This is a genomic window from Paraburkholderia phymatum (genome assembly GCF_038900715.1).
Taxonomy (GTDB): domain Bacteria; phylum Pseudomonadota; class Gammaproteobacteria; order Burkholderiales; family Burkholderiaceae; genus Paraburkholderia; species Paraburkholderia phymatum_A.
The window spans coordinates 38,319-61,112 of sequence record NZ_JAYMRZ010000024.1 but is presented as its reverse complement, the minus strand read 5'-3'; the positions used below and the strand labels follow the sequence as shown (position 1 = coordinate 61,112).

General features: G+C 61.6%; 22 protein-coding genes. 12 read left to right on the top strand and 10 right to left on the bottom strand.

The features are described 5' to 3' along the window. Positions 1-182 precede the first annotated feature (182 nt). Together ubiM and VSR68_RS33270 are read right to left on the bottom strand one after the other, a co-directional pair. Positions 183-1,379 carry a 5-demethoxyubiquinol-8 5-hydroxylase UbiM gene (ubiM, locus tag VSR68_RS33275; protein ID WP_342943823.1) on the bottom strand — a complete coding sequence of 399 codons (1,197 nt, stop codon included), beginning with the start codon at positions 1,377-1,379 and terminating at the stop codon, positions 183-185. Positions 1,380-1,436: 57 nt separating this feature from the next. Beyond that, positions 1,437-1,946, bottom strand: a complete 510-nt coding sequence (locus VSR68_RS33270) for a hemerythrin domain-containing protein (protein WP_428983645.1) — start codon at positions 1,944-1,946, stop codon at positions 1,437-1,439. 44 nt (positions 1,947-1,990) lie between these two features. Between VSR68_RS33270 and VSR68_RS33265 the strand changes: the two genes are divergently transcribed. The 3 genes from VSR68_RS33265 to VSR68_RS33255 all read left to right on the top strand — a co-directional run bounded on the left by VSR68_RS33265 (position 1,991) and on the right by VSR68_RS33255 (position 5,118). Next, positions 1,991-2,221: a hypothetical protein gene (locus VSR68_RS33265; RefSeq protein ID WP_342943822.1), complete on the top strand. Its 231-nt coding sequence runs from the start codon at positions 1,991-1,993 to the stop codon at positions 2,219-2,221. A 490-nt stretch (positions 2,222-2,711) separates the two neighbouring features. Continuing rightward, a complete protein-coding gene (locus VSR68_RS33260) occupies positions 2,712-4,151 on the top strand; it encodes an exo-alpha-sialidase (protein ID WP_342943821.1) in 1,440 nt (479 codons plus the stop codon). Between the two features lie 178 nt (positions 4,152-4,329). Beyond that, positions 4,330-5,118, top strand: coding sequence for a phosphate/phosphite/phosphonate ABC transporter substrate-binding protein (locus VSR68_RS33255; protein WP_342943820.1), 789 nt, complete (start codon positions 4,330-4,332; stop codon positions 5,116-5,118). Positions 5,119-5,146: 28 nt separating this feature from the next. Here VSR68_RS33255 and VSR68_RS33250 read toward each other — a convergent pair whose 3' ends face one another. The 4 genes from VSR68_RS33250 to VSR68_RS33235 all read right to left on the bottom strand — a co-directional run bounded on the left by VSR68_RS33250 (position 5,147) and on the right by VSR68_RS33235 (position 10,858). Further along, positions 5,147-7,159: an acetyl/propionyl/methylcrotonyl-CoA carboxylase subunit alpha gene (locus VSR68_RS33250; protein ID WP_342943819.1), complete on the bottom strand. Its 2,013-nt coding sequence runs from the start codon at positions 7,157-7,159 to the stop codon at positions 5,147-5,149. A 67-nt stretch (positions 7,160-7,226) separates the two neighbouring features. After that, positions 7,227-8,012: an enoyl-CoA hydratase/isomerase family protein gene (locus tag VSR68_RS33245; protein WP_342943818.1), complete on the bottom strand. Its 786-nt coding sequence runs from the start codon at positions 8,010-8,012 to the stop codon at positions 7,227-7,229. Between the two features lie 26 nt (positions 8,013-8,038). Beyond that, positions 8,039-9,646: a carboxyl transferase domain-containing protein gene (locus VSR68_RS33240; RefSeq protein WP_342943817.1), complete on the bottom strand. Its 1,608-nt coding sequence runs from the start codon at positions 9,644-9,646 to the stop codon at positions 8,039-8,041. A gap of 30 nt (positions 9,647-9,676) precedes the next feature. Next, complete coding sequence (locus tag VSR68_RS33235) at positions 9,677-10,858, bottom strand: isovaleryl-CoA dehydrogenase (RefSeq protein ID WP_342943816.1); 1,182 nt, start codon at positions 10,856-10,858, stop codon at positions 9,677-9,679. A gap of 303 nt (positions 10,859-11,161) precedes the next feature. On the opposite strand from VSR68_RS33235, the gene VSR68_RS33230 reads away from it, so the two are divergent. The 3 genes from VSR68_RS33230 (at position 11,162) to VSR68_RS33220 (ending at position 12,702) form a co-directional block, all read left to right on the top strand. Beyond that, positions 11,162-11,941, top strand: coding sequence for a TetR/AcrR family transcriptional regulator (locus tag VSR68_RS33230; protein WP_342943815.1), 780 nt, complete (start codon positions 11,162-11,164; stop codon positions 11,939-11,941). Positions 11,942-12,019: 78 nt separating this feature from the next. Beyond that, positions 12,020-12,190 (top strand): hypothetical protein, encoded by a 171-nt coding sequence (locus VSR68_RS33225; protein WP_342943814.1) that lies wholly within the window; start codon positions 12,020-12,022, stop codon positions 12,188-12,190. A gap of 110 nt (positions 12,191-12,300) precedes the next feature. Continuing rightward, entirely contained in the window at positions 12,301-12,702 is a 402-nt protein-coding gene (locus tag VSR68_RS33220) for a PRC-barrel domain-containing protein (protein WP_428983643.1), read from the top strand. Positions 12,703-12,821: 119 nt separating this feature from the next. Here the strand turns inward: VSR68_RS33220 and VSR68_RS33215 are convergent, their stop codons facing one another. Next, positions 12,822-13,388: a glycine zipper family protein gene (locus VSR68_RS33215; RefSeq protein WP_342943813.1), complete on the bottom strand. Its 567-nt coding sequence runs from the start codon at positions 13,386-13,388 to the stop codon at positions 12,822-12,824. A gap of 209 nt (positions 13,389-13,597) precedes the next feature. Here VSR68_RS33215 and VSR68_RS33210 point away from each other — a divergent pair, with 209 nt between their 5' ends. Further along, positions 13,598-14,131 (top strand): MarR family winged helix-turn-helix transcriptional regulator, encoded by a 534-nt coding sequence (locus VSR68_RS33210; protein ID WP_342943812.1) that lies wholly within the window; start codon positions 13,598-13,600, stop codon positions 14,129-14,131. A gap of 45 nt (positions 14,132-14,176) precedes the next feature. On the opposite strand, the gene VSR68_RS33205 is transcribed toward VSR68_RS33210, so the two are convergent. Beyond that, positions 14,177-15,670, bottom strand: coding sequence for an aldehyde dehydrogenase (locus VSR68_RS33205; protein ID WP_342943811.1), 1,494 nt, complete (start codon positions 15,668-15,670; stop codon positions 14,177-14,179). A gap of 448 nt (positions 15,671-16,118) precedes the next feature. Further along, on the bottom strand, positions 16,119-16,262 hold the full coding sequence (locus VSR68_RS33195; RefSeq protein ID WP_342943810.1) for a hypothetical protein: 144 nt from the start codon (positions 16,260-16,262) through the stop codon (positions 16,119-16,121). A gap of 19 nt (positions 16,263-16,281) precedes the next feature. Between VSR68_RS33195 and VSR68_RS33190 the strand changes: the two genes are divergently transcribed. From VSR68_RS33190 to VSR68_RS33170, 5 genes are all read left to right on the top strand, one after another. Next, positions 16,282-16,488 carry a hypothetical protein gene (locus VSR68_RS33190; protein ID WP_342943896.1) on the top strand — a complete coding sequence of 69 codons (207 nt, stop codon included), beginning with the start codon at positions 16,282-16,284 and terminating at the stop codon, positions 16,486-16,488. Between the two features lie 324 nt (positions 16,489-16,812). Then, positions 16,813-17,595, top strand: coding sequence for a gamma-glutamyl-gamma-aminobutyrate hydrolase family protein (locus VSR68_RS33185; protein WP_342943809.1), 783 nt, complete (start codon positions 16,813-16,815; stop codon positions 17,593-17,595). Positions 17,596-17,630: 35 nt separating this feature from the next. After that, positions 17,631-18,965 (top strand): glutamine synthetase family protein, encoded by a 1,335-nt coding sequence (locus VSR68_RS33180; RefSeq protein WP_342943808.1) that lies wholly within the window; start codon positions 17,631-17,633, stop codon positions 18,963-18,965. A gap of 60 nt (positions 18,966-19,025) precedes the next feature. Then, a complete protein-coding gene (locus tag VSR68_RS33175; protein WP_342943807.1) occupies positions 19,026-20,462 on the top strand; it encodes an aspartate aminotransferase family protein in 1,437 nt (478 codons plus the stop codon). A gap of 165 nt (positions 20,463-20,627) precedes the next feature. Continuing rightward, positions 20,628-21,638 carry a DUF2891 domain-containing protein gene (locus VSR68_RS33170; protein ID WP_342943895.1) on the top strand — a complete coding sequence of 337 codons (1,011 nt, stop codon included), beginning with the start codon at positions 20,628-20,630 and terminating at the stop codon, positions 21,636-21,638. Positions 21,639-22,505: 867 nt separating this feature from the next. On the opposite strand, the gene VSR68_RS33165 is transcribed toward VSR68_RS33170, so the two are convergent. Then, positions 22,506-22,775 carry a DUF1488 family protein gene (locus VSR68_RS33165; protein WP_342943806.1) on the bottom strand — a complete coding sequence of 90 codons (270 nt, stop codon included), beginning with the start codon at positions 22,773-22,775 and terminating at the stop codon, positions 22,506-22,508. Positions 22,776-22,794 lie beyond the last annotated feature (19 nt).

Here is a 22,794-nt window from a genome sequence, read left to right as displayed (position 1 = left end):
GAAGACGGACGAGCGACGCAGGATCGCGGTCGCAAAGGGGCGGGACTTCAGGCGCCGGAGCGGCGTGCACTACGCTGGGACTTTATGTACCGGCAGCGATGAACAGGCAGCCGCTGTCTAGCCCGGTCGTGCCGTGAGCGGCTGGCAAGCGGCGGCTGGGGAAGCCGCCGCATATGAGATGCCTAGCCGGTCAACGAAGCTGCAATAGCTTTTCTGAAAGGCGTCGCGAACGAAGCAGCACGCAGCATGATGTTTCGCGCCAGTTTCGCCGGAACGCTACTGTTCGTGTAGATGTCAGTGACAAGGCGCGTGGCGAGATAGAGCGGTCTGGTCGCGCGGCGATGGCGATCTTCGTAGCGGCTCAAGACGGACTCGGCGCCCACATCGAAGCGGTTCCTCTGCGCGGCGACGATTTCCTTGCATAACGTCTCGACACTCGCCAGTCCGAAGTTGAACCCGTGCGCAGTCACGGGATGCATGCCGACAGCAGCGTCGCCCACTGCCGCGAAGCGCTTTCCGACGAATCGCGCGGGATAAACGGAGACTAATGGATAGAGATGACGGGTACTCGCCAGTTTCATCGCGCCCAGCCGCCGCGCGAATCTTTGCTCGATGTTTGCGCTGAATTCGTCTGGATCGAGCGATACAAGCCGCGTCGCATCACACCCGGGCAGCGTGAGCACCACTGACGACTGATGCGCGTTCGTCGATCGATCCGGATTCATCGGAAGCAGCGCGAGCGTCTGGTCATATCCAAACCATTCCCACGCGGTATGCTGATGAGGCTGCGCGTGTGTCATTCGGCACACGATCATCGATTTGCCGAAGTCGCGCATATCGGCCGAAATTCCCATCATTTTGCGCGTCGCCGAGAAGCGGCTATCGGCTGCAATGATCAGACTGGCCGAGAGGGTCTTTCCGCTTTCCAGTGTCACGCTGGCAGAGGTGTCACCGCTCTTGACGCTACTCACCTTTTCCGACGCGAGCAGCGTGACGTCATGGTTCTCAGCGATACTGCGATGTACCGCGTCATAAGCGGCCTTGCGGATCAAGTGATTGGAAACCAGCCAGCCCAGCTCCGTATGACCGGCCAGTTCGTGCCCGATCTCCAGCGCGGAAAGCGACGAGCCATTGAATACCTTCGCGCGGCGCAGCGGAGAACGTGCGTCTGCGTCGATGAGATCCCAGAGACCCAATTGCTGCATGAATCGAACCGACTTTTGAGTCAGCGCGATTTCACGGCCATCGAATTTCGGCTCGCTGATTTCATTCAAAGGCTGCTGCTCGATCAATGCGATTCGCAGGCCGAGGCCACTGAGTGAGTGCGCGAGGCATAGCCCCACGGGGCCTGCGCCCACGATAACGATGTCGTTTGCCATGTAAGCGAATGACTGGTCTGAAGTTGCGTGAATCGATGAGAGTGGCTCGTGTATCGTTCACGCAGCCTGAGGAATGCCGTGTTCCTGCATGTAGGCGACCATCATTGCATCCATCGTTCTCACGTGATGCGCGAACCACACACGCAATTCGCTCAACAGTCGCCGGCCCAGGTCAAAGCGGCCGTTGTCAGTCATTTCGCTGCGCACCGCGTCGACCACGTGCAGAACATGATGATGCTGGCCCGCATGGCAATGACGAGGTCCAAAGTCCAACGCTTCCATCCACGATTCTTCTTGTGCGAAATGTTCGTTGGTGTGCGCGATCCAGGCGTCGAACGACGCGATGAGCGATTCGTCGGAAGCAGAGTCCGCCACGTCGAGCAGGCGAATGAACTCGCTATGCGTTGCATCGGTTATAGGTTCTCCCAGCTGCAGATCGGGAGGAAGTATTGGCGTGCATTGCATTGCGGATGTCGACATAGCGGGAACTCGAAGCAACAGGTACGGCTTTCTCAGAGAGGAATGAAGATAGCAAAGTACTGCAATTGCTCCGCTGATCTCGATCAAGCGTCACATCATTGATGATTCGATGGAGGCTTGAGGCGAGCGGCATGCTCAATACGGGCGTGGCCATCGCCACGATCATCTCGCCCATGCTGTTCGGCGCGGTGATCGATGCGACGGGCAACTGGAGTTTGCCTTTCGTGGGATCGCTGCTTTTCCTGCTGCTCGGCGCGGTGATGACGCTGAGAATCCGGCCGGATATCGGTATTGCCGACGGAGCCGCTTCGACAGCAAACGCTGTTCCCGTGTCGCCTCGATCTGCGAAGCCTGAACGCTGATTCGCTTTACTGGCATCAAAGGGAGTGGATCGCGAAAATGAAGTACGTCGAATAGCATCCACTCCGAATAACGTGAGAACTACTCGCAATTTGAGAACATTTAAAGTCCTTTCTTTATCGGACTTCAAACGTCGAGTCATTGCGCGCGTACTCGCAAAGCCGAAGATCTCATTGAATGGCGTATTGATGTTCCGCAACGCCCAGCAAATACCCTCGCCGTCACAAAAGATTCTTGCTACAAATGCGGCCACGACCTAAAGTCCATTGCATTCGGCCGACGATTGTCAGCCGTTAAACGGCGGACGGGCAACCCAAGCAAAGTACTGTCGCCCGACGACGAGAGCACACCTCAACTTGTGATGGAGCCGTACCGACGCGGTGTCGGTTTTCACCGCTGGTGGCATGCAGCAGCCGGATGGGTAGCGCATGTGCAGCCTCGGAAGCTACTGTCGCGCCTGTTGCAGACCGCAAATGAAAAGAGAGGGCTTTCATGCGTCGCAACACATCCAATGTACTTCTGTCAGGGACAACACTGGTTCTCGCGTTCGCCGCGAGTACAACGAGCCTGGCTGCCCCCGTTCTCGTTTCCGCCACACCCAGCCCGTTTGCAAACTGCACGATCGGCGGACCCGGCACTAACTTCGTGAACGCCGAGGTCGAACCGTGGCTGGCCGTCAATCCCGCCAATCAGTCGAACCTGATCGGCGTATGGCAACAGGACCGCTGGGACAATGGCGGAGCGCACGGTCTCGTCGCCGGCTACTCTTTCGATGGCGGCCAGACGTGGAAGCAGACCAATCTTCCCTTTAGCGCATGCGCAAACGGACTCGGATATGAGCGTGCGTCGGACCCGTGGGTGTCGATCGGACCGGACGGCACCGCGTATTCGGTATCCATTTCCTTCAACCAGTCCAACAACAACAATGCCGTGGCCGCGGCAGTGTCGACGGATGGCGGCATCACGTGGGGAAACCTGAGCGTGCTCATCGCCAACAACGAGCCGACGGTGCAGTTCTTCAACGACAAGGAGTCGGTCACTGCCAACCCGATCAAGGCAGGCGTTGCATACGCAGTGTGGGACCGGCTCGAGTTGCCGAATGGCAATCCGTACGCCAATCTGCACACGGCCGCTTTCCGCGGACCGGCTTACTTTTCGAAGACTGTGGACGGAGGCAAGACATGGAGCTCGCCCTCCGTCATCGTGAAGGTTCCGTCGCGGCAGCAGACTATCGGCAACCAGATCGTGGTCGATTCACGGAATGGAACCCTCTATGACTTTTTCAATCTGATCTCGCCGCCCTTCAGCGTGACGGCCAACAAGGTCGCGTTCATCAAGTCGACGGACGATGGGGCAACGTGGACGAAGCCGCAGATCATCGCCGACTTGAGAACCGTCGGCGTCACGGACCCGAATACGAATGAGCCTTTGCGTACCGGCGATATCATTCCCGAGCCCGCAATCGACGCGGCGACAGGTCAGCTTTACGTCGTCTGGCAGGACTCGCGCTTCAATGGCGGTCAGTTCGACGAGATCGCGCTGTCCACGTCCACCGACGGCGGGAAAACCTGGAGCAGTCCGATCCGCGTCAACACGCCGACGGGGCATGCCGCTTTCAATCCGTCCATTCGCGTCAATTCCGCCGGCACGGTCGCCGTCACCTACTACGATCTTCGCGACTTGCAGGCCGGAAACATGACGACATTGCCCACCAACATCTGGCGCACCACATCGACCAATGGCGGACAGAGCTTCGGCGGCGAAGTGAAGGTGTCAGGTCCATTCGATATGAAATTGGCGCCGAACGCGGAGGGCTTTTTCGTGGGTGATTATCAGGGTCTCGACGTCCGGGGAACGAGCTTCGTGCCGTTCTTCGTGCAAACGAACTCGGGCAGTCCCGCGAATTCAACTGATGTGTTCGCTGCGCCGTAATTCGTAGAGTCGAGTCTGAACGCGGGTCCCGAGAGTGTTAGGGCATCCGCGAAACAGAGTGCGCGCGGCGATGGTCCGTCTTGCCCGATGGGCAGGATGCACATTGCGATCGTCGCTGCGCCATCGACATCGGTGCGGTGGCCACATCACCGGCCGATCCGCGTTTAGAATCGCAGGCATGAACGCGATCGCCGCCCTGCCGATGTACAACGTGTCGCCCGCACTCGCGGCCGACTGGCGCACGCTGCTCATCGACGTGCTGAAGCATGTCGATCCGACCGCACGGATCGTCGAGCCGGACGATCTGCATGCGTTCTGGCGTCAACCCGGCCTGCTGATCTCGCAGACATGCGGCTATCCCTACGTGCTCGGCCTGCACGAACATGTGCGATTGATCGCGACGCCGCACTTCGACGCGCCAGGCTGCGACGGTGCAACGTATTCGAGCGTGCTTGTCACTCGGGCCAGCGCGCAGTTCGATTCTCTCGACACATGTCGCGACGCGCGTGCCGCATACAACGCGACCGATTCGAACAGCGGCTACAACGCATTGCGGCACGCGGTTGCGCCGCTTGCCCGCGATGGCCGGTTCTTCGGCGCGACATTGGAGACGGGCTCGCATCTCGGCTCGCTTCGCGCGCTTGCCGACAACCGCGCGGACATTGCCGCGATCGATTGCGTGACGATGGCGTTCGTGCGCGACGCGTATCCGCAGCTCGCGAGTGCAGTGAAAGAGATCGGCTATGCGGGCGCATCACCGGGCTTGCCGCTGATCGCCGCGAAGAACATATCGATCGAACAGATCGCCGCGCTGCGCGTCGCGCTCGATCAAGCCCTCGCGACACAGCCCGCGCGTTCGCGACGCCTGCGGCTCAAAGGCTTTTCGGTGTTGCCACACGAAGCGTACGACTGCATCGCGCAAATGGAAAACGAGGCGCGCGTAGCGAACTACGCGCGCCTCGCATGACGTCGAGTGCCTAAGCGTTATCTGTGCGTTATTCGACGTCGAGCACCAGCAGCTGCGCACCGTCGGCGACCTGATCGCCGACGCCGTACAGCACCTCCGCCACCTTGCCCGCTGCGGGCGCGCCGATCGTGTGCTCCATCTTCATCGCTTCCATCACGAGCAGCGGCTGCCCCTTCTCGACGACAGCGCCCTCTTCGACCAGCACCGCGATCACCTTGCCGGGCATCGGCGCGGTGAGACGCCCTTCGCCGTGCTCGGCATCGGCGGCATGCGCGAGCAGGTTCTGCCATTCGAATGCCAGCGCTTCGCCACGGCAAAACACATGGAACGTATCGCCGTCGATGAACACACGACCCGTCACGTGCGCATCGCCGATCGTCGCGCCGTATTCATGCTTGCCCGCGCCCGTCCACCACTTGAACGGCTCCGTCTTGCCATCGTGCGTGAGCGTCCGCGATTCGCCGTCGCGCGAGAAAACCGCTGTAAATGCAGCCTCTTTCTCGACATCGCGCCAGTTGAGCGTCTGCGTATAGCCGCCATTCAGACGCCAGTGCGACAGCGCATCCCACGGCGACGCGCCGTGCGCGAGCCCGCCTTCGCGCGTCATCAGCGCGCCGCAAGCGAGCGCCAGCGCTTCGCGGAACGGCTTCGCAACCGGCGCAAAAAGCGCATCGTGATGACGCTCGATCAAACCCGTATCGAGGTCGCCCGTCGAGAACGGCACGCTCGTCACGATGCGTTGCAGGAACTCGACGTTCGTATGCGGCCCAACCACTTCGCAGTCGCGCAACGCATGGCTCATGCGCTTCAACGCTTCGTCGCGGCTCGCGCCGTGCACGATCAGCTTCGCGATCATCGGGTCGTAGAACGGCGTGATCGTATCGCCTTCGCGCACGCCGCTGTCGATGCGCACGGGCGCGCGCTCGCCGCCCAGCCCCAACGAGAACTCGACGCCATCCGGCATGCGCAGATGCTTCAACGTGCCCGTCGACGGCAGGAAGCCGCGCGCGGGATGCTCGGCGTAGATACGCGCTTCGATCGCATGGCCTTCGATCTTCAACTGTTCCTGCGCGAGCGGCAGCGGCTCGCCCGACGCGACACGCAACTGCCATTCGACGAGATCCTGGCCCGTGACCATCTCCGTGACGGGATGCTCGACTTGCAGGCGCGTGTTCATCTCCATGAAGTAGAAGTCGCCGCCCGCCGTCATGATGAACTCGACCGTGCCCGCGCCGACGTAGTTCACCGCGCGCGCCGCCGCGACGGCCGCCTCGCCCATCGCGCGCCGCACATGCGGCTGCAAGCCCGGCGCGGGCGCTTCTTCGAGCACTTTCTGATGGCGGCGCTGCACCGAGCAGTCGCGATCGAACAGATACACGGCGCCGCCGTGCTTGTCCGCGAACACCTGCACTTCGACGTGGCGCGGCCGCGTCAGATACTTTTCGATCAGCACGCGGTCGTTGCCGAAGCTGCTCGCCGCTTCGCGCTTGCACGACGCGAGCGCGGCCGCGAAATCTTCCGTGCGCTCGACGACCCGCATGCCCTTGCCGCCGCCGCCCGCGCTCGCCTTCAGCAACACCGGATAGCCGATTTCGTCGGCCTGGCGATGCAGCAGATCGGCGTTCTGATCGTCGCCGTGATAGCCCGGCACGAGCGGCACAGCGGCCGAATGCATCAGCGCCTTCGCGGCCGCTTTCGAGCCCATCGCGGCAATCGCTTCGACGGGCGGCCCGATGAACTCGATGCCCGCCTTCTCGCACGCGTGCGCGAAGTCCTCGTTCTCCGACAAGAAGCCGTAGCCGGGATGCACAGCCTGCGCGCCCGTCGCAAGCGCCGCTTCGATGATGCGTTCGACGCGCAGATAACTCTCCGCCGCCGTCGATCCGCCGATGTGCACGGCTTCGTCGCACGCGGCGACGTGCTTCGCGTTCGCGTCGGCGTCGGAATAGACCGCGACGCTCGTGATGCCGAGCCGCTTGCAGGTCGCGGCGACGCGGCAGGCAATTTCGCCCCGGTTCGCTATCAGGATCTTGTTGAACATGAGGTGTCTCGATGGGGTGTTGTTCTGTGTGCGCGTGCCGTCGCGTTCGGCTTCATATGCCGCGCGTTCACGCGCGCCACGAAGGCGAACGTTTTTCGAGGAACGACGCGACGCCTTCGCGTCCTTCGGCACTCGCGCGAACCTGCGCGATGCGCGCCGCTGTCTCTTCGATCAACGCCGCGTTCAGCTCGCGGCCCGCTACGTCCTGAACCAGTTGCTTGCAGGCCTTCACCGCTTGCGGGCCGTTCGCGCACAGCGTCGCTGCGATCTGCTGCACGGTTTCGTCGAGCTTGTCCGCGCTCACGCATTCGCCGACGAGGCCAAGGCGATATGCCGTTGCGCAGTCGAACTGCTCGGCGGTCGTGAAGTAGCGGCGCGATGCCTGTTCGCCGAGCGCGCGGATCACATACGGCGCGATCGTCGCGGGAATCAGGCCGAGGCGTGCTTCGGAGAGACAGAACTTCGCGGTATCGACGGCCACGACGATATCGCACGCCGAAATCAGGCCCATGCCGCCCGCGTAGGCATCGCCGTTCACGCGGGCGATCACCGGCTTGTTGCAGCGGTAGATCGACGCGAGCATGTCGGCAAGACGCATCGCATCGGCGCGGTTCTCGTCATCCGAGTAACCGGCCATCTTCTTCATCCAGTTCAGGTCCGCGCCCGCGCAGAACGCCTTGCCGTTCGCGGCGAGCACGACGGCGCGCACGTCGTCGCGTTCGTTCATCGCGCGAAAGACCGACGTGATTTCCGCGATCATCGCTTCGTTGAACGCGTTGCGCACGTCGGGGCGATTGAGCGTGACGGTGGCGATCCGGTTATCGATTGCGACGGTCAGGTTTTCGTATTGCATGATCGTGGGCTCCTCGATCGATGGCATCACATGCGGAATACGCCGAAGCGCGTGTCTTCGATGGGCGCATTCATCGCCGCCGACAACCCGAGACCCAGCACGTCGCGCGTCTGCGCGGGATCGATCACGCCGTCGTCCCACAAGCGGGCGCTCGCGTAATACGGATGGCCCTGATGCTCGTACTGCTCGCGGATCGGCTGCTTGAACGCCTCTTCCTGCTCGGCCGTCCACGTGCCGCCCTTCGCTTCGATGCCGTCGCGCTTCACGGTCGCGAGCACCGATGCCGCCTGCTCGCCGCCCATCACCGAGATACGCGCGTTCGGCCACATCCACAGGAAACGCGGCGAATACGCGCGGCCGCACATGCCGTAGTTGCCCGCGCCGAACGAGCCGCCGATGATCACCGTGAACTTCGGCACCTTCGCCGTTGCGACGGCCGTCACCATCTTCGCGCCATTGCGCGCAATGCCCTCGTTCTCGTACTTGCGGCCCACCATGAAGCCCGTGATGTTCTGCAAGAACACGAGCGGAATCTTGCGCTGCGCGCACAGCTCGATGAAGTGCGCGCCCTTCAACGCGGACTCGGAAAACAGAATGCCGTTGTTCGCGACGATGCCGACCGGGTGCCCCCAGATATGCGCGAAACCGCACACGAGCGTCGTGCCGTAGCGCGCCTTGAACTCGTCGAACGCGGAATCGTCGACGATGCGCGCGATCACTTCGCGGATATCGAAAGGCTTGCGCGTATCGACGGGAATCACGCCGTAAATGCTCTTCACGTCATGGCGCGGCGGCTTCGGCTCCTGCATCGTGACGGGCATGTCCTTGCGCCGGTTCAGATTGCCGACGATGCTGCGCGCAATCGCCAGTGCGTGCGCATCGTTTTGCGCGAGATGATCGGCGACACCGGACAGACGCGTATGCACGTCGCCGCCGCCGAGATCTTCCGCGCTGACCTCTTCGCCCGTCGCCGCCTTGACCAAAGGCGGGCCGCCGAGAAAGATCGTGCCCTGGTTCTTCACGATGATCGACTCGTCGCTCATCGCGGGCACATACGCGCCGCCCGCCGTGCACGAGCCCATCACGACGGCGATCTGCGGAATGCCTTGCGCGGAGAGGTTCGCCTGGTTGTAGAAGATGCGGCCGAAGTGGTCACGGTCGGGGAACACGTCGTCCTGGTTCGGCAGATTCGCGCCGCCCGAATCGACGAGATACACGCACGGCAAGCGGTTTTCCTGCGCGATTTCCTGTGCGCGCACGTGCTTCTTCACCGTGACGGGGTAGTAAGTGCCGCCCTTCACGGTCGCGTCGTTGCAGACGATCACGCACTCCTGGCCCGCGATGCGGCCAATGCCCGTGATGACACCCGCGCCCGGCGCATCGTCGTGATACATGCCGAACGCCGCAAGCTGCGACAGTTCGAGAAACGGCGTGCCCGGATCCAGCAGTTGCGCGATGCGATCGCGCGGCAGCAGCTTGCCGCGCGACACATGCTTGTCGCGCGCGGCGGGACCGCCGCCCAACGCGAGCTTGCTGATCTTCGCTTTCAGGTCTTCGACGAGCGCTTCGAGCGCGGCCGCGTTCGTACGGAAATCGTCGGAGCGCGGATTCAACTTCGATTCGATGATCGGCATCGCGTTGTTCTCCTTTTCGATGCGCGTGCTTTACATCGTTTCCGCGAACAGTTCGCGGCCGATCAGCATGCGGCGGATTTCGCTCGTGCCCGCGCCGATTTCATAGAGCTTCGCATCGCGCCACAGACGGCCCACCGGGTACTCGTTGATGTAGCCATTGCCGCCGAGAATCTGGATCGCTTCGCCCGCCATCCACGTGGCCTTTTCGGCCGTGTAGAGAATCACGCCCGCGCAGTCCTTGCGCACCTGGCGCACGTGTCCCGCGCCGATCGTGTCGAGCTGGCGGCCAACCGCGTACAGATACGCGCGACACGCCTGCAATGTGGTGTACAGATCGGCGACCTTGCCCTGGATCAGCTGGAATTCGCCGATCGACTGGCCGAACTGCTTGCGGTCGTGGATATACGGCACGACGGCATCCATCACGGCCATCATGATGCCCGTCGGGCCACCCGCGAGCACCGCGCGTTCGTAGTCGAGGCCGCTCATCAGCACCTTCACGCCGCCGTTCAGTTCACCGAGGATGTTCTCTTCCGGCACTTCGACGTTCTCGAACACCAGCTCGCCCGTGTGCGAGCCGCGCATGCCGAGCTTGTCGAGCTTCTGCGCAACGGAGAACCCCTTCATGCCCTTCTCGACGATGAACGCCGTAATGCCGCGCGGGCCCGCTTCGATGTCGGTCTTTGCATAGACGACGAGCGTGTCGCAATCCGGGCCGTTCGTGATCCACATCTTCGTGCCGTTCAGCACATAGCGGTCGCCCTTTTTCTCGGCGCGCAGCTTCATGCTGACGACATCCGAGCCCGCGTTCGGCTCGCTCATCGCAAGCGCGCCGACGTGCTCGCCCGACACCAGCTTCGGCAGGTACTTCTGCTTTTGCGCTTCGTTGCCGTTGCGGTGGATCTGGTTCACGCACAGGTTCGAGTGCGCGCCATAAGAAAGACCCACCGATGCCGACGCCCGCGAAATCTCCTCCATCGCGACCATGTGCGCCGTGTAGCCCATGTTCGCGCCGCCGTACTCTTCGGAGACGGTCATGCCCAGCACGCCCAGATCGCCGAACTTCTTCCACAGGTCCATCGGGAATTGATCGGTGCGGTCGATTTCGCCCGCGCGCGGCGCAATCTCCTTTGCCGCAAACGACGCGAGGCTGTCGCGCAGCATCTCGATCTCTTCACCAAGCGGGAACTGCAAACCGGGCAGGTTAATCATTTGTGTGTCTCCAGGAGTTCATCGTGCGCGGACCACGCGCAGGTGCGCGCCGCATCGCATCAACCGTTTTTTCTGAGCGGGGCTCAGCCAGCTTGTCGGCCGCGCAGCCGGTGTGATGGCCGATGGTGCCCGAATGACCGGCGCGCGACAGCATAGACCGCATTTCACTCCAGATTTACGTATGCGTCAATCGGTATTTTTGAGTGTCACTCAAAATCGTTAAGTGCGCGCTGAACCGCTATTTGCCGTGGTAGTATCGGCCACAGCGGGGCTTTCCTGCCCTGAAATCTGAACTGGACTCATATGATGGGCGTAGCAAGGGCCGAAGTGCCGGGATCGCGCCGCCAGCCGGCGGGACGCAAATCGCAGCAGCGCGTGAAGGAAATTCTTCAGGCGGGCCGCGACGTGTTTTCCGAAAAGGGTTACGAGCGCGCGACCACGGCGGAAATCGCGCAACGGCTCGGCATTTCCGAGGCCACCGTATTCAGCTACTTTCGCGGCAAGCGCGAACTGTGCGCACGCGTGATCGGCGACTGGTACGACGAGATCATCGAGGCCATCGAGTCGGGCCTGCCTCGCGACGGCAGTATCCGCCAGCAGTTCGCGTTCATCGTCCGCACGCATTTGCGGCTGATGCTGGTCAACGGGACGGGCCTGTGCGCGCTCGTGCTGTCCGAGGGACGCACGCGCCAGCACGAGCTCAGCGAAGAACTGACGGGCCTGCAACGGCGCTATACCGCGCCGCTGATGCGCGTGCTCTCGCAGGGCCAGCAAACCGGCCAGATCCGCTCGGACATGCCGCTGCGCCTGTTGCGCTCGCTGGTGTTCGGCCCGATGGAGCATGTGCTGTGGGACGCGACGCTCGGCAATCGCCGCAGCGATATCGATGCGACGGCCGACCGTCTGATCGACGTGCTGTGGTCGGCGCTGCAACCGCCCGACGCATCGCTCAGCGCGCTCGTGCAGTTCCGCCAGGAAGTGGGCGAAGCGGCGCGCCGGCTCGCGGAAGCCGAGGCCGCGCAAAAGCAGGCGAAACCACGCGAGACGGCAACTGCAACCGCGAAAAACGGCGAGAACGCGTAGATCGCACGCGAGCGCCCGGCCGGGAGCGCTACTTGCTGGCAACACCTATGCCAGCAATGAACCCAAGGACGACCGGCCATGCCCACGAAGCCCAGCCAAGGCGACGATCCGATCCGCCACGATCAGTCCGATTCGCCCTCACCCGGGACTGTCAAAACCGACGTGCCTAACGTCGGTCCGCCGCAGGACCCGGACGCTCCGCCACTCGATCCCGACGTGAACCCCGACTACGAGGACGACAAGCCGTAGGGTGCGCACCGTTCATCAAAAAGAATGACGGTTACGCCATGCACGTCCATGCATGGGATCAGGACAGCACGCGTCACAGGCGCCAACTATGGTCGACAGGGAGGACCATCGTGCAACAAGCATTCAATCGAACATGCCGGATCGGCCTCGCAGGTCTGCTGGCCGCGCTCGTCACGACATCGGCGCTCGCGCAAGGCGCGCAGCAGTCGATCACCGAGCGCCACACCGAGGTCATGCAGACAGGCACCGGCTTTCGCGCATCGAAGCTCTCGGGCGCGACTGTCTATAACCGCGACAAGGACAAGATCGGCATCATCGACGATCTGGTCGTCTCGCCGTCCGATCACACTGCGTTCGCGATACTTTCGGTGGGCGGCTTTCTCGGCATGGGCAAGCACTATGTCGCCGTGCCATTCAGCGATCTGCAGATCAACAGCAAGCAGGTGACGATGCCGGACGCGACGAAGTCATCGCTGGAGGCGCTGCCCGAGTTCAAGTACGCACCGGACTGACGGGCTTTCATCGCCTTCATCACTTTCATCGCTTTCATCGCGCAGCAAGAGACAGCGCGGATATGTGCATGCTGCACATGTCCAGACGTGAGGCACTCGCGTCTTTCGCTCACGCCCGATCAGTAATAGGGATACGGTGAGTAGACCACGCCCGGCGGGCCATAGTAGTAGTAAGGACGCGGCGCGTAATAGACGGGCGGCGCCGAGTAGTACGAGGGCGCGGGCGGCTGCGCGATTGAGTTGCCCTTCGCCACCATGCACTGCGCGTAGGCGGCGTCGTAGCGCGCCTGCAAACCGTAAGCCGAATACGACGCGCTGTTCGCACCTGTCGCGCCGCCGAGCAGCAATCCGCTGCCCGCGCCGATCGCCGCGCCCGCGCCTGCGTTGCCCGCCGCCGCGCCGAACAGCGCGCCGACCGCGGCGCCCCCGAGCGTGCCGACGGCCGCGCTGTTCACCGAATTGTGCGTCGCCGCCTGCGACGCGCCATTCGCATCGGTGCTGCGGAACGCGTAGTCGCGGCACGCGTAATCGTCCTGCTGGAACTGCTCGAGCGGCTCGCCCTTGCGCGGCAGCGCGACCACGCTCGGCCCGCTGGGCGGCGCAACGGCGCAACCGCCCAACGCAAGCATCGTTCCGACGACGAGCGCCGGCACGGCAAGCTTTCTCGTGATCTGTGTTCTGTTCATCTTCGTCGACACGCCAGTATGTAAATCCGGAGTCCGGTATAAGAACAATAGTCGAAGCGACTCGTCGATGAGTTACGAATCCGTTACTGGATATTTCCGCGCAATTCACTGAAAAACGAAAAAAAGAGGGTCAGCCGGATTCGCGTTGAATCCGTGTATCGATATGTGCATCATGCACATATGCACATTGCACACGTCGAGGTGGCGTCATGATCCAGCGCACGGCAAACCTGCTCGGTGTGGTCGCCGTTCTGGTGAACGACGATCTGAGTTCGCGATCCACGCTGCCCGAACTCGCCGGACCGACCGCACGCGCGATGCTCAATGCCATCGGCCAGTATCCCGATTCGTCGATCGAAGTGCTGCGCGAAGCCGTCGCTCTGTCACACCCCGCCGCCGTGCGCGCAGTCGCTGGGCTCGTCGACGCGGGCCTCGTCGAAAAGAAGGCAGGCAGCGACAAGCGCTCGGTCGCGCTGGCTTTGACGCCTGCGGGGCGTCGCGAAGCCAGCCGCTTGCGCACGGTGCGTGGACGCTTGCTGGAGCGCATCGTCGGACGACTCGGTGACGACGAACGCGCCGTCTTCGAAGACCTGCTGATCAAGATACTCTGGAACGAAACACGCGACGCATCGCACGCGATGCAACTCTGCCGATTCTGCGACGACAAGCCGTGCCTGAAGGCCGGCTGCCCTGTCGAGTGCCGCGAGCAAGGCATGCCGATGCCCGGACGCGGCGCATCATGAGCGCGCCTGCGCCCGGCTCAATACTCGTACCCGTGCGCGAGTCACTCAACGCAGGCGAACGAGCGTCGACTTCAACTCCGTATACTTTTCCAGCGCATGCAGCGACTTGTCGCGGCCATTGCCCGATTGCCTGTAGCCGCCGAACGGGAAGTTCATGTCGCCGCCCTCGTCATAACAGTTGACCCACACGGTGCCTGCGCGCAAACGCCGCGCGACTTCGTGTGCCGTCGTCAGGTTTGCGGTCCACACGGCTGCGGCGAGACCGTAGTCGCTGTCGTTGGCGATCTTCACGGCATCGTCGATCGAATCGAACGTGATCACCGACAGCACCGGCCCGAAGATCTCTTCGCGCGCGATCTTCGCGGTGCGTTGCGATACGTCGAAAACAGTCGGCTCGATATAGAAGCCGCCGCTTTCCTGCTGCACGCGCGAACCGCCATGCAACAGCTTCGCTTCGGCGCGGCCCGCTTCGATATACGCGAGCACGCGATCCAGCTGAAGCTGATCGACGATCGCGCCCATCGACGTTTTCGGATCGAGCGGATTGCCCGGTATATAGCCGCGCGCCGCGTCGATGAGCCTGTCGAGAAACACGTCCTTGATGTCGCGATGCACGAGCAGCCGCGAACCGGCCGTGCACATCTCGCCCATGTTGTAGAAGATTGCGCCCGCAGCCGTCTTTGCCGCGCGCTCTAGGTCCGGGCAATCGGGCAGCACGATGTTCGGCGACTTGCCGCCCAGCTCCAGCCATACGCGCTTAAGATTCGATTGCCCTGCGTATTGCATGATCAGCTTGCCGACATTCGTCGACCCGGTGAATGCGAGGCAATCGACATCGCGATGCAACGCGAGCAGCTTGCCTGCGTCTCCACCGCCCGGCACCACGTTGAATACGCCCGCAGGAATGCCAGCATCAAGCGCGAGTTGCGCGACGCGAATCGCCGACAACGGCGACTTCTCCGATGGCTTCAGCACAACGCTGTTGCCCGCCGCAAGTGCGGGTCCGAATTTCCACGACGCCATCAGGATCGGGAAATTCCACGGCACGACGGCGGCGACGACACCCAGCGGCTCGCGCGTCACGAGGCCGACGAGATGATGATCCGCGGGCACCACTTCGCCGCCCACCTTGTCGATCGCCTCAGCAAACCATTCGACGCAATACGCGGCGCCCGGCACATCGACTGACGTCGTATCGCCGATCGGCTTGCCTGCATCCAATGTTTCGAGCAGCGCAAGCTCGTCGAGATGTTCGCGCATCAGCGCAGCCCATTTGAGCAGCTTCGCCTTTCGCTGACGCGGATTGAGTCCGCACCACACGCCTGCCTCGAACGTGCGGCGCGCGGCACCCACGGCCGCATTCACGTCGGCTTCGCCGCAATCGGCGACCTGAGCGAGTACTTTGCCGTCGATGGGACTCACACAGTCGAACGTGCGCCCGCTTTCAGCCGCCCGATACTCGCCGTCGATAAACGCGCGGCCTTCGATTGCAAGTGCCGCAGCCTTTTCATGCCAGTAAGCCAATGTCGTCTTGTCCATCAGGATGCCTCAATGTCATACAAGTGACGCAAAGCACCAGCCTTGCGCGTTCGCCGTGGTACGGCATCTCTGCGCAGCGTGAGACGGCTGCGCACTCCGCTTTGATTTCAAATGTGAAGAATTCCGCAGCGCTCGTCGAAATACATGCCCGCTTCTTCTTCAATGAGCTGACAGAAGAACTCACGCGATTCTGTTTCATGAGCGAGAACTGTGCGAGAACAGCGGTTCGAATAGCACACACGTGTATTGAATATACTCGTCACTTTAAATCGACTGCCGCCGGGGAAAACCCTGCAAAAAATCGACACTTCTATATACCTGCCGCATTCAAATGCCGATTTGAATATCGATAGATAGCTCAGGGTAAGCCCGCATAAATTGACGAAAACGCTTTTCCGGCGTTTACGACTCGTATATGCTGATGGCAGGTTGATGTTCTTTCGTTCGGTTATCCAATGCGCTGAGCAATTCGAGCGGCGTCATAGCGATAAACAATGTATTTTGAATGACAACCCGGCGTCCCGTTTTCTTTTTTATTGATGCGTTTTTTGTGTGAGGCGCTCAATACTTCTACGTGCCAGTCGAGTGTCATCGTGAGAGTCCGAGGCCCTTTGATAAGGTGGGATCGTAGTCAGTTCGCGAGGTGTCTTCGCGATGACAACGCCATCGCCGACGGCAGCAACGGCAGGCGTGCGTTTCGCCGCTTTCTGTCCGTCTCCACGATCCTGTCGCGCCGTTCCGTCCGACGTCATAACTCCATTTCAGCGCGTGCCTTCATCGCGGTGCACACCGACGGTGTCGCATCGCTCTTGCCCTAGCGTCTCTCCATCTTCCGCTGCCGGGCCCGCTCGCGGGCCGATGCTTCGCGCGCGTCATTGCGCCGCGTCTTCGCTTGCGCTCGCCCCTGCGCCGGGCACGCGTCGCTGCACGCCCGCAGTCGCACGCAGCGGAGCAAACCGGACTGCGTATCTGATCGCGACACGCGGCGCCATCCGCTGACGACCGTGGCGAGCAAGCACTCCTGAAGCGGCTTTGCGCGTTGCGCACGGCCGCGGAATCGTGCCGCGCGCACGCAGCCACGTACACAGTGGCCTTTGCAATGCGTGTCGCGTTAGTGCAGCAATCAACGAATACGATTAGTCATGCAAACGAAACCTTTGGTCGGCATCAGCGCCGACAGAACGATGAGGGGCGCTCATCCATCTCATGTGGTCGGCGAGAAGTACATCGCGGCCGTGGTCGACGGCTCGCAGGCGCTGGCGATGTTGGTGCCGGCGTTAGGCGAACGGCAAACGCCCGAAGGCGTGCTCGCGCACGTCGACGGCCTGCTGTTTACGGGCAGCGATTCGAACGTCGAGCCGCATCGCTACGGCGGTCGTGCGAGCGCGCCAGGCACGCTACACGACCCCGCACGCGACGCGACGACGCTGCCGCTGATGCGCGCCGCCATCGACGCGGGCATCCCCGTTCTTGCGATTTGCCGTGGCTTTCAGGAAATGAACGTCGTATTCGGCGGGACGTTGCATCAAAGCGTTCACACGGTGGACGGCTACGACGACCATCGCGAGAACAAGGACGATGACCTCGACGTGCAGTACGGGCCTTCGCATGCGCTGCGTCTCGTGCAAGGCGGGCTGTTGCAGAAGCTCGCCGGCGGCGCAAGCGAAGCGCGCGTCAATTCACTGCACGGACAAGGCGTCGAGCGGCTCGGCAACGGCCTCACGGTCGAAGCCCACGCGCCTGACGGTTTGATCGAAGCAATCAGCGTCGCGAATGCGCGTGCTTTCGCGCTGGGTGTGCAATGGCATCCGGAATGGAAGCATGCGAACGATGCGCTATCGACAGCAATCTTCCGCGCGTTTGGCGCAGCGTGCCGCGAGCGAATGCGTATGAAGACGGGATCGGCTGCAAGAGCGCACGCCTGATCCCCGTCTCGCGCAATAAAACAGAGAGAACGATCATGCAAGACATTGATGAATTTCTGAAGAAGCATCACATCACCGAAATCGAAGCGATCATTCCTGACATGGCGGGCATCGCGCGCGGCAAGATCATTCCGCGCAGCAAGTTCGAATTGGGAGAATCGATGCGGCTGCCCCAGGCCGTGATGATCCAGACCGTGACGGGCGAGTATCCCGACGACGGCTCGCTCACGGGCGTCACCGATCCCGACATGGTGTGCGTACCCGATCCTTCGACGATCCGCATCATCCCGTGGGCCGTCGATCCGACCGCGCAGGTGATTCACGACTGCGTGCATTTCGACGGCACGCCCGTCGCGATCTCGCCGCGCCGAGTACTGCGCCGCGTGCTCGATCTCTACAAGGCGAGAGGCTGGAAGCCCGTCGTCGCGCCGGAGCTTGAGTTCTATCTGGTCGACATGAACAAGGACCCCGACCTGCCTTTGCAGCCTCCCGTCGGGCGCACGGGGCGCGCCGAGACGGGACGCCAGGCCTATTCGATCGAAGCCGTCAACGAGTTCGATCCGCTTTTCGAAGACATCTACGAGTACTGCGACATTCAGGAACTGGAAGTCGACACGCTGATTCACGAAGTAGGCGCCGCGCAAATGGAAATCAACTTCCTGCATGGCGACCCGCTCAATCTCGCGGACCGTGTGTTTCTCTTCAAGCGCACCGTGCGCGAAGCGGCGTTGCGTCATCACATGTACGCGACGTTCATGGCGAAGCCGATGGAGGGCGAACCCGGCTCGGCGATGCATGTGCATCAAAGCATCGTCGATGAAGAGACGGGGCAGAACCTTTTCACCGGCAGCGACGGCAAGCCGACCGCGCTCTTCAATCAATACCTCGCGGGACTGCAGAAGTACACGCCCGCGCTGATGCCGATCTTCGCGCCGTACATCAATTCGTATCGACGGCTGTCGCGCTTCATGGCCGCGCCGATCAATGTGCAATGGGGCTACGACAATCGCACGGTCGGGTTCCGCATTCCACATTCGAGTCCGCAAGCGCGCCGTATCGAGAATCGCATTCCGGGTGTCGACTGCAATCCGTATCTCGCGATAGCCGGCACGCTCGCCGCCGGCTATCTCGGCATCACGCAGCGTCTGACGCCCACGGAACCGCTCTCGAGCGACGGCTACCAGTTGCCGTATCAGTTGCCTCGCAATCTCGAAGAAGGGCTCACGCTGATGGCCGCATGCGAGCCGCTTGCCGAAATCATGGGCGAGCAGTTCGTCAAGGCGTATCTCACGCTAAAGGAAACCGAATACGAGGCGTTTTTCCGCGTGATCAGTTCGTGGGAACGCAAGCATTTGCTGCTGCACGTCTAAGCCGCAATTCATCGAAGTACCCGGAACGCGACGTGCAAGCGCGAGACAACTGGAGGCAACATGAGCTACAGAACAGAAGAACTCACTTACGCACAATCCGTGCAGTCAACCGCAAAGACCAGCGCATCGCGACAGCAGCGCAGCACGGCGGAATATCGCGCGCTCGACGCCGCGCATCACATTCATCCGTTCTCGGATATGGGTGCGTTGAATCGCGCGGGCAGCCGCGTGATCGTGAAGGCCGAAGGCGTCTATCTGTGGGACTCCGACGGCAACAAGATCATCGACGGCATGGCGGGGCTGTGGTGCGTGAACGTCGGCTATGGCCGCAAGGAACTCGCGGACGCGGCCTATCGGCAATTGCAGGAACTGCCCTTCTACAATACGTTCTTCAAGACGACGCATCCTCCCGTGATCGAGTTGTCGGCGCTGCTCGCCGAACTGACGCCCGCGCCTTTCAATCACTTCTTCTACTGCAACAGCGGCTCGGAAGGCAACGACACGGTGCTGCGCATCGTCCATCAATTCTGGGCGACGCAAGGCCAGAAGCAGAAGAGGTTCGTCATCTCGCGCAAGAACGGCTATCACGGATCGACGATCGCGGGCGGCACGCTCGGCGGCATGGGCTACATGCATGAACAGATGCCGTCGCAGGTCGAGCACATCGTGCATATCGATCAGCCGTACTGGTTCGGCGAAGGCGGCGACATGACGCCGGAAGAATTCGGCCTCGAACGCGCACGGCAACTCGAAACCGAAATTCTCGACCTGGGAGCCGAGAACGTCGCGGCGTTTATCGGCGAGCCGTTCCAGGGCGCAGGCGGCGTGATTTTTCCGCCGTCGACGTATTGGCCTGAAATCCAGCGCATCTGCCGCAAGTACGACGTGCTGCTCGTCGCCGATGAAGTGATCGGGGGCTTTGGCCGCACGGGCGAATGGTTCGCGCATCTGCATTTCGGCTTCGAACCGGATCTGATCACGATGGCCAAGGGTTTGACAAGCGGTTATGTGCCGATGGGCGCTGTCGGCCTGCATGACCGCATCGCCAAGGCGATCATCGAGAACGGTGAATTCAATCATGGCCTCACATATTCGGGGCATCCCGTCGCCGCTGCCGTCGCCGTCGCGAATCTGAAACTGCTGCGCGACGAAAAGATTGTCGAGCGCGTGAAGAACGAAACGGGTCCGTACTTTCAGCAGTCGCTGCGCGAGACGTTCGCCGGTCACCCCATCGTCGGCGAAGTGGCGGGCGCGGGTCTCGTCGCGGGCATTCAGCTCGCGCAGAACCCAAAGAACAGAAAGCGCTTCGAAAACGGCGGCGACGTGGGCACTATCTGCCGCGACTTCTGCTTCAACGGCAATCTGATCATGCGCGCAACGGGCGACCGCATGCTGCTCTCGCCGCCACTCGTCATCACGAAGAGCGAGATCGACGAAGTGGTATCGAAGGCGAAAAAAGCCATCGATGCAACCGCGCGGCAATTGGGACTGTCGTAACAGTACTCGGATCACGCGCTAACAACGCGTCTCGCACATGACAGAAAGGGGGCGATAGGGGCAGAATGTGCTCCTCGCCTTCAACACGATGTTCGGCCCGTGCGTGCCCGAGCAAACGGATTGAAGGCTTACCGTAACCCCTATGTCCGTTATGACGAGGCGTCGATGAATGCCGTGCTCACATCTGAAATCGCATCGAAATTCGCTGGCCTCGCGCTTGCTCATCTGACGCGCGAGTATCCGAACAAGCTCACGCACTCGCTCGCCGGTCCTCAGGACGTGCAAGGTCCGCGCGAGTTGCATCCCATCTTCTACGGCAGCTATGACTGGCATTCGTGCGTGCATGGCTACTGGTTGTTGTTGCATCTGCTCGAACGCTTTCCCGAGTTGCCCGAGGCGCCGCACATCATTGCCGTCGTCGACGAGCACTTCACTGAACAAAAGGTCGCGGGAGAACGCGCCTATCTCGACCTGCCGCATAACCGCGGTTTCGAGCGGCCGTATGGCTGGGCATGGCTGCTTGCGCTGTCGGGCCAGGCCGCATCGCTGAAGCTGCCACAAGCCGAACGCTGGTCGAAGACGATCGAGCCGCTAACGGATGCATTCGTCGAACGCTTCGAAGAGTTCTTGCCGAAGGCGACTTATCCGCTGCGCGTCGGCACGCATTTCAACACCGCATTTGCACTGGCGCTTACGCTCGAATTCGCACATCGCACGCAACGCGATTCGCTGGCCATGCTGATCGTCGAAACGGCGAAGCGCTGGTATCTGAACGATGCAGGTTGCCAGGCGTGGGAGCCATCGGGCGACGAGTTCCTGTCGCCTGCGCTGATGGAAGCGGAGTTGATGAGGCGCGTGTTGCCGCCCGCCGAGTTCGACGGATGGTTCACATGCTTTCTGCCCGATCTCGCACAGCGCCAACCCGCGACCCTGTTCGTGCCCGCCACCGTCACCGACCGCAGCGACGGCAAGATCGCGCATCTGGACGGGTTGAATCTGAGCCGCGCGTGGTGCCAGCGATCGCTTGCGCGCGCGCTGCCGAACGACGATCCGCGCCGCGCGGTGCTGTTCGAAGCCGCCGACATCCATCTGGAAAGCGCGTTGCGGCACGTCGCCGGCGACTATATGGGTGAGCATTGGCTCGCCACTTTCGCGACGCTTGCGCTCGAAGCTTGATGACTGCTTGAGCATCGCGGTGAAAAGAAAATGGCCGGTGTATCGCACCGGCCATTTTCTTTTCAACTATCGGATCTGCTTTTGAATGACCAGCGCGGGGACCCTTCCCGCGTGACGCCCGCGCGCCGCACGCCGAATGCGGGAATACTTCTCCATCACCACGTTCATGCCGCGAACACGCTGTCGATGGTCGGTCGGAACGCTTGATCGAAGAGCCGCGCTTACAGCAGTCCGCAGCCGGATATCTGTTCAGAAAAGAAGGGACAAAAAGAAAGGCCCACCAAGGCGGTGGGCCGAATCCATATCAAGAGGAGACATGGAGGAGACAGTTCCTAGTATAAACCCTTAGCGCCGTTATGCAAGTGCATGTGTCATGACCACAACGCGCTCGTTGGAATACTCATTAACCGGAAATTTTTTCCAACTCGACGCATTTAGGCGGTCGTTCCGGGCCTCTACAAAACCGGCTAGATCAGAAATACGGTAAATAATGCCGACAAACGGCTCGACAAACGAGGCACCGGAAGTTCACAAGGTCTGCAGGCTCGCTCGAAAGCCCTGACGATGTTCGCTGCAAATACCGGCGAACGTAGCCGCTGTACAAAAGCTCGCAGAACTCGAAGAAGAATCCCAGATTAAAGAAGGATCACTAACTTCAAGAGCACGCTTCAATCTATAGGTCCGCGCCCAAATCGTTCCCGCATCGCATTCGAGCAGTCTTCGAGAAGCACGACACGCGACGACGCAAGTATCGGCAGAACGGGAAATGAAGTGTGACAGGCTTGTGTGCTACCCCGCGCGGCCACGAGCCGCGCGTAGCCGCGTTCCGCGCAGCTTCGGCGTGCATTGAACGCGGCACGGCGACGTCTAACGGTATTCGAAATCGTCCGCGGTAATCGACACGTGCGTCGAGCCCTTCGCAAGCGCCTTGCGTTCGGCCACTGCCGCGATGCGGCGCTGACCGTTGCCGAATGCCTTCGTGAGGTGCAATTCGTCCGCGCCACGTTCCAGCCAGAAATGCTGTTCGAGCGCATCGCGCGTGATCGAACATCCTATCGCGCGCCTTTGCACAACGATGTCAAAAGTCACGGATTGGCCGTTAGTCGAAAGGGCGAAGTTGCGTACGGACTGTTCCATTTTCAGCCTCTCATGAGCT

Bases quoted from the DNA above. Each gene is read 5' to 3' on its own strand.
- ubiM (WP_342943823.1), bottom strand. From the start codon at position 1,379: ATGGCAAACGACATCGTTATCGTGGGCGCAGGCCCCGTGGGGCTATGC.
- VSR68_RS33265 (WP_342943822.1), top strand. From the start codon at position 1,991: ATGCTCAATACGGGCGTGGCCATCGCCACGATCATCTCGCCCATGCTG.
- VSR68_RS33260 (WP_342943821.1), top strand. From the start codon at position 2,712: ATGCGTCGCAACACATCCAATGTACTTCTGTCAGGGACAACACTGGTT.
- VSR68_RS33255 (WP_342943820.1), top strand. From the start codon at position 4,330: ATGAACGCGATCGCCGCCCTGCCGATGTACAACGTGTCGCCCGCACTC.
- VSR68_RS33250 (WP_342943819.1), bottom strand. From the start codon at position 7,159: ATGTTCAACAAGATCCTGATAGCGAACCGGGGCGAAATTGCCTGCCGC.
- VSR68_RS33245 (WP_342943818.1), bottom strand. From the start codon at position 8,012: ATGCAATACGAAAACCTGACCGTCGCAATCGATAACCGGATCGCCACC.
- VSR68_RS33240 (WP_342943817.1), bottom strand. From the start codon at position 9,646: ATGCCGATCATCGAATCGAAGTTGAATCCGCGCTCCGACGATTTCCGT.
- VSR68_RS33235 (WP_342943816.1), bottom strand. From the start codon at position 10,858: ATGATTAACCTGCCCGGTTTGCAGTTCCCGCTTGGTGAAGAGATCGAG.
- VSR68_RS33230 (WP_342943815.1), top strand. From the start codon at position 11,162: ATGATGGGCGTAGCAAGGGCCGAAGTGCCGGGATCGCGCCGCCAGCCG.
- VSR68_RS33225 (WP_342943814.1), top strand. From the start codon at position 12,020: ATGCCCACGAAGCCCAGCCAAGGCGACGATCCGATCCGCCACGATCAG.
- VSR68_RS33215 (WP_342943813.1), bottom strand. From the start codon at position 13,388: ATGAACAGAACACAGATCACGAGAAAGCTTGCCGTGCCGGCGCTCGTC.
- VSR68_RS33210 (WP_342943812.1), top strand. From the start codon at position 13,598: ATGATCCAGCGCACGGCAAACCTGCTCGGTGTGGTCGCCGTTCTGGTG.
- VSR68_RS33205 (WP_342943811.1), bottom strand. From the start codon at position 15,670: ATGGACAAGACGACATTGGCTTACTGGCATGAAAAGGCTGCGGCACTT.
- VSR68_RS33195 (WP_342943810.1), bottom strand. From the start codon at position 16,262: ATGACACTCGACTGGCACGTAGAAGTATTGAGCGCCTCACACAAAAAA.
- VSR68_RS33185 (WP_342943809.1), top strand. From the start codon at position 16,813: ATGCAAACGAAACCTTTGGTCGGCATCAGCGCCGACAGAACGATGAGG.
- VSR68_RS33180 (WP_342943808.1), top strand. From the start codon at position 17,631: ATGCAAGACATTGATGAATTTCTGAAGAAGCATCACATCACCGAAATC.
- VSR68_RS33175 (WP_342943807.1), top strand. From the start codon at position 19,026: ATGAGCTACAGAACAGAAGAACTCACTTACGCACAATCCGTGCAGTCA.
- VSR68_RS33170 (WP_342943895.1), top strand. From the start codon at position 20,628: ATGAATGCCGTGCTCACATCTGAAATCGCATCGAAATTCGCTGGCCTC.
- VSR68_RS33165 (WP_342943806.1), bottom strand. From the start codon at position 22,775: ATGGAACAGTCCGTACGCAACTTCGCCCTTTCGACTAACGGCCAATCC.